Below are 8,993 nucleotides of genomic sequence, written 5' to 3' on the forward strand. Positions count from 1 at the left end.
CCGCGGTCGGTGAAGCCCGAGCGGTGCCACACCGGGTCCTCGCGCAGCTCGTCCGGCAGGTCCTCGACCTCCCAGAGCCCGAGCTCCTCGCCCTGGTAGACGTAGACGCCACCGGGCAGCGCGGCCGTGAGCATGATCGCCGCACGGGCCCGGCGCGTGCCCAGTTCGAAGTCCGTGGGGGCGCCGTGCTGGCGGTCCGCGAACGAGAACCCGGTCTTCTCCCGGCCGTAGCGGGTCACGTGCCGGGTGACGTCGTGGTTGGACAGCACCCAGGTCGGCGGCGCGCCGACGGGTTCGTGCGCGGCCAGCGTGCTGTCGACGACCTTCCTGAGCTCCCCGGCGTTCCAGGGGCAGCAGAGGAAGTCGAAGTTGAACGCGCTGTGCATCTCGTCCTGGCGCAGGTACCGGGCGAACCGCTCCGGGTCGGGCAGCCACATCTCGCCGACGAGGATGCGGTCGCCGTCGTACTCGTCGACGATCTGCCGCCACCGCCGGTAGATGTCGTGCACACCGTCCTGGTCGGAGTAGGGGAGGTCGGCGTCGGGCTTGGAGAAGTCCTTGACCAGCCCGTCGGCCACGTCGATGCGGAACCCGTCGACACCCCGGTCGAGCCAGAACCGCAGGATGTCCTCGAACTCGTCGTGGACGACCGGGTTCTCCCAGTTGAAGTCCGGCTGCTCGGCGGCGTAGAGGTGCAGGTACCACCGGCCGTCGTCGAGCTTGCTCCAGGCGGGGCCGCCGAAGCGCGACTGCCAGTCGTTGGGGATTTCCTCGGTGTCGCGGACGTGGAAGCGGTCCCACAAACCGTCCTTGAACCACGGGTGCTGGTCGCTGCAGTGGTTCGGGACGAGGTCGATGATGATCCGGATGCCCAGGCTGTGCGCGTCCGCGATGAGCTTCTCGGCGTCGGCGAGCGACCCGAAGACCGGCTCGACGTCGCGGTAGTCGGCCACGTCGTAGCCGCCGTCGGCGAGCGGGCTCGGGTACCACGGGTTCAGCCAGATCGCGTCGAAGCCGAGGCTCGCGATGTGCTGGAGCTTCGCGCGGAGGCCGGCCAGGTCGCCGATGCCGTCCCCGTTGCCGTCCGCGAAGCTGCGCAGGTAGACCTGGTAGATGGATGCGTTGCGCCACCAACTCATCTGGTGTCCTTTCAGCCTTTCACGCCGCCCGCGGTGAGCCCCGCGAGGATGTGCCGCTGGAACGCCAGGAACAGCGCCACCATCGGCAGGCTCGCCAGCACGAGGCCCGCGAGCAGGAGGTTGATCGGGGTGTCGGGGGCGAAGCGTTGAAGCGCAACGCTGAGCGTCTGCTTCGCCGGGTCGGGGAACACGAGCAACGGCCAGATGAAGTCCTTCCACGCCGCCACGACCGCGAAGATCGACACGACGGCGAGGATGGGCCGGGAGATCGGCAGGACCACTCTGACCAGGGTCGTCCACGTGCTCGCGCCGTCGATCCTGGCGGCCTCCAGCAGCTCTTCGGGGATCTGGTCGAAGAACCGCTTGAGCAGGTAGACGTTGAGCGCGTTCGCCGCGGCGGGCAGCCAGATGCCCGCCGGGTTGTTGAGCAGGCCGAGGTCGGTGAGCGTGAGGTACACCGGCACGAGCACCGCCGTCGACGGCAGCATCAGCGTCGCCAGCATCAGGCCCATGACGACGTTGCCGCCCCACGGCCGCAGCTTGGACAGCGCGTAGGCCGCCGGGACGATCACCGCCATCTGCACGGCCCACGCGCCGATCGCGACGACGAACGTGTTGAGGAAGAACCGGCCGAGGTCCATGTAGTTCCAGGCGTCGACGTACGCGCCCGGTTCCCACGTCTCCGGCAGGATCGTCGGCGGCTGCCGGGCAAGTTCCGCCGGCGGTTTGAACGCGCCGAGCAGCACCCAGACCAGCGGCAGCAGGAACGCCGCCGTGAACAGCACGAGCGTGATCGTCAGAACGGCCCAGTAGACCGGGCCCCGGCCCCTCGTCAGCGTCCTCACGCGTCGGCCTTCCTGGTGAGCTTGAGGTAGAGGAAGGAGAAGACGCCCAGCACCGCGAACAGGATCAGGCTCAGCGCGCTCGCGGTGCCGAAGTCGTTGTAGTAGAAGGCGTACCGGTAGAGCAGGAGCAGCACGGTGACCGTCGACTCCTCCGGTCCGCCGCCGGTCATGATGAACGGCTCGGTGAAGACCTGCATGGTCGCGACGACCTGGAGCAGCAACAGCATCAGGATCACGAACTTGGTCTGCGGGATCGTGACGTGCCAGACCTTCCTGACTATCCCGGCGCCGTCCAGGTCCGCGGCCTCGTACAGCTCGCCGGGGATGGTCTGCAGCGCCGCCAGGTAGATCAGCGTGGCCGCGCCCATGTTCGCCCAGGTGATGACGAGGACGAGGCTGATCATGCTGGTGCTGCTGGAGTCGAGCCACTGACCGGTAGGCAGCCCCAGTCCTCTGAGGACGGAGTTGAACAGGCCGGGTCCCGGGTCGTAGAACCACTTCCACAGCAGGGCCGTGACCACCGGCGGGAGCATGACCGGCAGGTAGACCAGCAGGCGGAAGTAGCCCTTGGCGTGCCGCAGCTCGTTGAGCACGACGGCGGTGACGAACGGGACGCCGAACCCGATGAGCATCGCCAGGACCGTGAAGTAGAAGGTGTTGCGCCACGCCACCCCGAACAGCGGGTCCGCGAAGAGCCGCTCGAAGTTCTCCCAGCCGACCCAGTCGGGGCTCGTGACGAAGTTGACCTGCTGGAAGCTCAGGACCACCCCGCGCACGATCGGGAACCAGGAGAACACCGCGAAGACGACCAGCGCGGCACCCAGGAAGCCGTACGCGGTGACGTGGCGCCGCACCTACTTCACCTGCGCCAGGACGGCGTTGACCTTGGTCTCCGCGTCCTTGAGCAGGGCCGCGTGGTCCGCGTCCTTGTTCGTCAGCACCGCCTGCACGACGCTGTCGAGGATCGCGTAGACCTGCTGCGCCTGCGGCGGTTCGAGCGTGCCCTTGGTCTTCTCGGAACCGTCCACGTAGGCCTGGAAGTTCTGCACCGGCATGGTGGCGTACTTGCCCTTGAGCTCTTCCTGCTTCTTGCGCGGCTCACCGGTCCAGATGTCGGCGATCGGCGGGATGGGCAGGCCGACGGGCTGACCGCGGTCCTTGTAGGTCTGCAGGTTCTGCTCGAGGCGGTCCGGGTTCAGGTACTTCCACTGGATCCACTTGAGCCCGGCCTTGATCTTCTCCGGCGAGGCCTTGGGGTTGATCATGTACCCTTCGCCGCCGAGCAGGGTGCCCTTCTGCTCCGGGATCGCCGCCAGTCCGTAGTCGTCGTACTTGCCCTTGAACTGGTTGACGATCGCGGCGACGTTGTCCGGCGCGGCGAGGTACATGCCGAGCTGGCCCGCACCCATCATGTTCTGCACGTCGCCGATCTCCAGGAGCTGCTTCTCGCCCATGGAGCCGTCGTCCCAGCGCATCTCCTTGAGCCTGCGCAGGACCTCCTTGCCCTTGTCGTTGTTGAAGTCGGCGACGTACTTGTCGCCGTCCTTCTTCGCGACGTCGCCGCCGACGGACTTGACCCACGTGGTGAAGTGCCAGCCGCCCTGGTTGCTCTTGCTGTACTCGGCGAACCCGGTGACGCCGGCGTCCTTGAGCTTCTTGGCGGCCGCGCGCACCTCGTCCCACGTCTTCGGCGGCGAGTTCGGGTCGAGGCCCGCCTTGGTGAAGTTGGTGCGGCTGTAGAGCAGGCCCATCGTGTAGTTGGCGGTGGGCAGGCCGTAGACCTTGCCGTCGACGGTGAAGACGTCCTTGAGCTCCTGCTTGATGTCCCCGTAGTGCGGGACGTCCTTCACGTACTCGGTGAGGTCGGCGGCCTGCTTCCTGGCGATTAGGGCGGCCGGGTCGGTGAAGTAGACGTAGAAGACGTCCTCCAGCTGGCCACCGGCGAGCTTGGCCGAGAACGTCTTCGGGTCCATGAACCCCTCGTGGGGCACGAGGTCGATGTCCGGGTTCGCCTGCTCGAACGCCGCGACGTCCTCGTCGAACACCTTGCGGTCGAACGCCTGGGTCTGCGGCGGCTGGCCGTTGATGTCGACCTGGACCTTGCCGCCCGGCTCGGTCGTGGAACCGCTCCCACAGCCGACGGTGCTTAGCGCCAGGACACCGCCAATCAGCACGGCAGCGGACTTCTTCATGGTGGGGCCGCCCTTCTCGCGAGCGCGTCGATGTGACGGCGACCATAAGTCCCCGTTACATCTGAACGCAATATCCAGACGAAAACTCGCAAGAAGGCGACTGTGCTGTTACCTCGCCGGCGCGCTGGAGGCCCTCACCACCAGTTCGGGTTCGAACAGCAGCTCGTCGGGCGCCACGGCGTTGCCCGAGATCTGGTTGGCCAGCAGCTCCACGGCCGCCCGTCCCATCGCCTCGATCGGCTGGCGCACAGTCGTCAGCGGCGGATCGGTGCAGGTCATGAACGCGGAGTCGTCGTACCCGATGATCGACACGTCCTTCGGCACGTCCAGCCCGGCCCTGCGCACGGCCCTTATCGCACCCAACGCCAACGGGTCGCTCGCGCAGATGATCGCCGTGACGCCGCGCTGCACGAGCTTGGTCGCCGCCGCCTGCCCACCCTCCAGGCTGAACATGGCGTGCTCCACGTCCGCGCCGCCGCACTTGGCGATGGCCTCGAGCTTGCGCTGGCTGGGCACGTGGTCCGGCGGCCCGAGCACGGCCCCGATCCTCTTGTGCCCCAGCGACGTCAGGTGCCCGTACGCCTGCTCGACCGCCACCGCGTCGTCGCACGAGACCCGCGGGAACGCCAGGTCGTCTATGGCGGCGTTGACCAGCACCGCGGGCAGTTTGCGGGACATCATCTGCTGGTAGTGCCCGTGGCTCGCGTCCTTCTGGGCGTACAGCCCGCCGGCGAACACGATGCCGCTGACGTGCTGCTCCAACAGCAGTTCCAGGTATTCCGCCTCCGTCACGCCACCGGCGGTCCTGGTGCACAGGACGGGCGTGAAACCCCTTTGCGCCAGCGCGTTGCCCACGACGTCCGCGAACGCGGGGAAGATCGGGTTCTGCAACTCGGGCAGAACCAGCCCCACGAGCCGCGCCCGTTCCCCCCGCAGTTGCGTCGGCCGCTCGTAACCCAGCACGTCAAGCGCGGTGAGCACGGCACTTCTCGTGGCGTCCGAGACGCCCGGCTTCCCGTTCAGCACCCGGCTGACGGTGGCCTCGCTGACCCCGACCTTGGCCGCGACCTCGGCCAGCCTCCGTTGCGTCATGGCGCAAGTGTACGCAATTTCTTGCGTCCGTTTGCAAGCTGCGCTCACCCGCTCGGCAGGCGCCTTCGGACCGATCGCGTGGTTACGCTCCAACACCCGCTCACTGACGAGGGAGGCGCGATGGACACCGAACCAGGGCCGCCCGTTCCCGCACCGCCGCGCTCGCCTGCCGAACCGGTGGCCGAGGTCGACTGGTTCCGGCGGGCACCGAACGGCGGAACGGTCAACTCCGCGCCTCCCGCCACATCAGCGCCACCCCGTGACCGGGGAGCAGCCACGACCGAACGGTGAGGTCGTCCAGGTCGTCCGCTTTGAGCCACTGCCCCGTCACGGTGTTGGAGCGGAACAGGAACGGCATGATGGAGAACTCGTGCTCCGGTGACTCGCCGACGCCGAGGCCCTGCGCGTCGAAGACGATCTGCTCGACGTACGACGGGTACGGCGGCTGCCAGTAGCAGAAACCCTCGTTGGTGCGCTGGAGCGTGCGCGACCGCAGGCTCAGCCCCCGGATCGCGCTGACCAGGTGGTCGTCGGCGATGGCGCTCAGGTCGCACTCGAAGATCCGCAGGTCGCCGAGGTGGTCGTGGGGGCTCAGCTTCGGCAGCGGCCACATCGGCTCGCGGAAGAACGTCAGGTAGTTCGACCACTGGTCGAAGCGCACCTCGACCGGCGGGATCTGGCTCGGCGCCGCGGACCGCCGGTTGCCCTCGTGGTCCACGTAGTCCACCGCGATCTGCGTCGAGCCGAGCAGGTCGTCCACGGACTCGAGGAACAGCGACGGGTCGGTGATGTAGTAGAGCTCGAACAGGGGATAGCGGCAGGCCGCGGCGATCGTGTCGCGCAGCAGCACGTTGCTGGTGGCGAGGATGACGAAGCGGTCCACCGGGACGTGGTGCCGGAACCGGTAGGTCTGGGTGATCACCAGGTGGTAGGTCGTCGTGTCGATGCCCTGGAGCTGGATCCGCACCGACGTGCTGGTGCTGATCGTGAGGTCCTTGCCGTGCGGGCGCAGTCCGGGGCCGCCCAGCACGCCGGAGATCACGTCCTGGTTCGCGTCGTTGGTGCCGTAGATCGCGGTCAGGAACGCCTGCAGCACGTCACCGGGCGGCAGGTGCTCGACGATGCCGGGACCGGAGATGCGGCTGATCTCGGTGACCAGCCTGCGGTGGAGGAACAGCTCGTAGGCGCCGACCAGGACGCCGACCAGCGCCGGCAACGGCCACAGCACCACCAGTACGTCGTGCAGCAGGTTCCGCGAGGACGGCTGCCAGAGCAGCACCGCGGTCAGGTCCGCTGCCGCGACCAGGAGCAACACCACCGCGACGGCCGGCGCCAGGGTGTGCTTGCGCGCGGCCACCACTCGTCAACCGCCCCCTCACTCCACCGGTTGTCCCTCCATGGTGGGAGCGGGGGCGCGGCAGCGCCAGAGCCATTCGGTTCTCGCCGTACCAGCGGCCGGTCAGCGCCGGCGGTCCCAGATCGGGTTGTCCGACACGCCGACGTACGTGTTCAACGTGGCTTTCGGCTTTCCGTCGTCGCCGGCCAGGTCGTTGTACAGCCCCAGCAGGTGGGTCGTCATGGCGCTCTTCGCGCCCACCTCGTCGTGGCGGCGCAGGAACCAGATGACCTGGTCGTGCTCGTTCGCCGACCGGTTGTGGACTCCCGTGCTCGGGTGCGCGTGCCGCCTGCAGTCCTGCAGGCCGGGCACGAGCGACTGGTACATCTGCTCCAGCAGCTCGTTGTGCGAGGCGCGGACCAGCGCCGAGTGGAACTCCTCGTCCGATTCGGCCACCTCCTGCACGTCCTCGACGAGCGCCCGCTGGTAACGGCGGTTCAGCTTGGCCAGCTCGTCGAGCTCGCCGTCGCCCGCGCGGACCGCGGCCAGGCTCGCGGCCGTGGTCTCCAGCGCGATCCGCACTTCCAGCAGGTCGGTCTGGGAGAACTGCCGGGTGGCGAGCCTGCCCTCCAGGTTCTCCTCGACGGCGGTCAGGTCGGTGCGGCGCACGTACCAGCCCAGGCCGCGGCGCACCTCGACGATGCCCTGCAGCTGCAGTCTCTGCAGCGCCGTGCGCAGCGACGACCGGGCGACGTCCAGTTTGCGGGCCAGTTCCGGCTCGGTGGGGAGGCGGTCGCCCGCCTTGAGGGTGCCGCCGATGATCTGTTCCCGGAGCTTCTGCTCGATCAGCTCGGGGAGGGGACGTCGCGAATCCGGCGAGAGCGACCAGCTCTCGCCGAGATGGGACTCGTCGGCGGGCATTGATCCAGCGTAAAGCCTGGGCGGTCTGGTTGCAACTTGTCTGGCAACCAGGCAACGGTTGACAGACAACCTACAGCGCGCGACCCTAGGAGCATGGCGACACGCCTGGGACCGCCCACACCCGGGAGCTCGTGCTCGCCTAGTCGGGAGGAAACGAGATGTCCGCAGGGAGCTCACTCGGAATAGCCGCCGCCGTCGCAGTCGCCGTCACCGCGATCGGGTGGCGGACCGTTCTCACGATGGTCGCCGTCTCGGTCGTCGCGCTCGCCGTCGTCGGCTTCGTGAACGTCACCAGCATCATGTTCGGCTGATGAGCCGAAACCGCTGATGAACAGCAATCCCGTTGCCCGGACCGCGAAACCGCGGTCCGGGCGGCGGTCTTTTCCGGCCTGTCCACCAGCGCTGAGGGGCGTCGCTTCGGTAGGGTCGTCGGTCATCACTCAGCGTCGGGGGACGTCGAACGAGGTCAAATCGGTGATGAGCTCACCCACGGCGAGCGCGCACGTGTTGCACGCCGCGATCGCGCCCGCGGAAGTGCTGGTCGACGAGCGGCGGGCGCTGTACCGCCTCGCGGTCAGCCTGTTCGCTCCCGGCACGCAGTTGTCGGACAACCTCCTGGACCACCCGATCGTCCGCTACGAGATCGGCAGGGCTCTCGCCGGAAAGGGCGAGCTCGACCTGGAGGCCGTCCATCGCGTCGCGGCCATGCACGTGCGCGACGCCGGGCTCCCGGTCGCCGCGGACCCGCGGGCGGCCGACCTGATCGAGGCGCCCCTGCGGATCATCGCGCCGCCCGGTGCGTCCCCGGCGCCGCTGACCGAGGCCGACGGCGAGCGGTTCGAGGAGGCGATGGCGGTCGTGGCTGACGGCGTCCGACTGCTGCGCACGTTGGCACCGGAGACAGCCGACGACCTGCTCGCGCACGTGTCGATGCTCGCCATCCTGAACAAGGACACCTCGGGTGGCGTGGTGTCGGCGTCGTCGAGGTACGTCCCGGGCATCGTGCTGATCGACGAGCCGTCCACGCCGATGGAGGTCGCCGAGGCGCTGGTCCACGAGGGTGCGCACGAGAAGTTCTTCGAGCTCGCGATCACGAAGGAGTTCCTCGACGCCCACGCCGAGGACGTGGACTTCTTCGAGACGTCCTGGTCGCACGCGCGATGGCCGCTGGAGCAGACCTTCGCCGCCTGGCACGCCTACAGCTGCCTCGCCCAGTTCGCCGAACTGCGCGGTGACGAGCCGCTCGGGCCGGACTCCCTGCTGCCCAGGGCGCGGGAGCGGGCCGACGAGATCGGGCGGTGGCTGACCTCGCACGAGGATGACCTGCGACCGGACGCGCGCTGGCTGCTGGGCGCGCTCACCGGACGGCAGACCGGCGCCGACCCCGTCGGCCTCCACCGCGGCACGCCGATCGGCCACCACGTCAGCTTCCGCGTGCTGCCCGACATCCGGTTCGAGCGGTCGGCCA

The 8,993-nt window shown here is 68.5% G+C and carries 9 protein-coding genes; 2 read left to right on the forward strand and 7 right to left on the reverse strand.

Going from position 1 to position 8,993, the window contains the following annotated elements; genetic code table 11:
* The 7 genes from VF330_RS00515 to VF330_RS00545 all read right to left on the reverse strand — a co-directional run.
* The coding region (locus VF330_RS00515; protein WP_330849444.1) for an alpha-amylase family glycosyl hydrolase at positions 1 to 1,139 on the reverse strand (1,139 nt) is incomplete at its 3' end.
* An 11-nt stretch (positions 1,140 to 1,150) separates the two neighbouring features.
* A complete protein-coding gene (locus tag VF330_RS00520) occupies positions 1,151 to 1,984 on the reverse strand; it encodes a carbohydrate ABC transporter permease (protein ID WP_330849445.1) in 834 nt (277 codons plus the stop codon).
* Complete coding sequence (locus VF330_RS00525) at positions 1,981 to 2,838, reverse strand: sugar ABC transporter permease (RefSeq protein WP_330849446.1); 858 nt, start codon at positions 2,836 to 2,838, stop codon at positions 1,981 to 1,983. Before VF330_RS00525 ends, VF330_RS00520 begins: the two co-directional genes overlap by 4 nt.
* A complete protein-coding gene (locus VF330_RS00530) occupies positions 2,839 to 4,176 on the reverse strand; it encodes an ABC transporter substrate-binding protein (RefSeq protein ID WP_330849447.1) in 1,338 nt (445 codons plus the stop codon).
* A 108-nt stretch (positions 4,177 to 4,284) separates the two neighbouring features.
* Positions 4,285 to 5,268 carry a LacI family DNA-binding transcriptional regulator gene (locus VF330_RS00535; RefSeq protein WP_330849448.1) on the reverse strand — a complete coding sequence of 328 codons (984 nt, stop codon included), beginning with the start codon at positions 5,266 to 5,268 and terminating at the stop codon, positions 4,285 to 4,287.
* A gap of 223 nt (positions 5,269 to 5,491) precedes the next feature.
* Positions 5,492 to 6,625 carry a hypothetical protein gene (locus VF330_RS00540; protein ID WP_330849449.1) on the reverse strand — a complete coding sequence of 378 codons (1,134 nt, stop codon included), beginning with the start codon at positions 6,623 to 6,625 and terminating at the stop codon, positions 5,492 to 5,494.
* A 102-nt stretch (positions 6,626 to 6,727) separates the two neighbouring features.
* Positions 6,728 to 7,525, reverse strand: coding sequence for a FadR/GntR family transcriptional regulator (locus VF330_RS00545; RefSeq protein ID WP_330849450.1), 798 nt, complete (start codon positions 7,523 to 7,525; stop codon positions 6,728 to 6,730).
* 158 nt (positions 7,526 to 7,683) lie between these two features.
* Here VF330_RS00545 and VF330_RS00550 point away from each other — a divergent pair, with 158 nt between their 5' ends.
* A complete protein-coding gene (locus VF330_RS00550) occupies positions 7,684 to 7,836 on the forward strand; it encodes a hypothetical protein (RefSeq protein ID WP_330849451.1) in 153 nt (50 codons plus the stop codon).
* 166 nt (positions 7,837 to 8,002) lie between these two features.
* Positions 8,003 to 8,993 (forward strand): aKG-HExxH-type peptide beta-hydroxylase (locus VF330_RS00555; protein ID WP_330849452.1); only part of this gene is annotated, 991 nt, incomplete at its 3' end.

The organism is Lentzea sp. (genome assembly GCF_036380075.1).
Classification (GTDB): Bacteria; Actinomycetota; Actinomycetes; order Mycobacteriales; family Pseudonocardiaceae; genus Lentzea.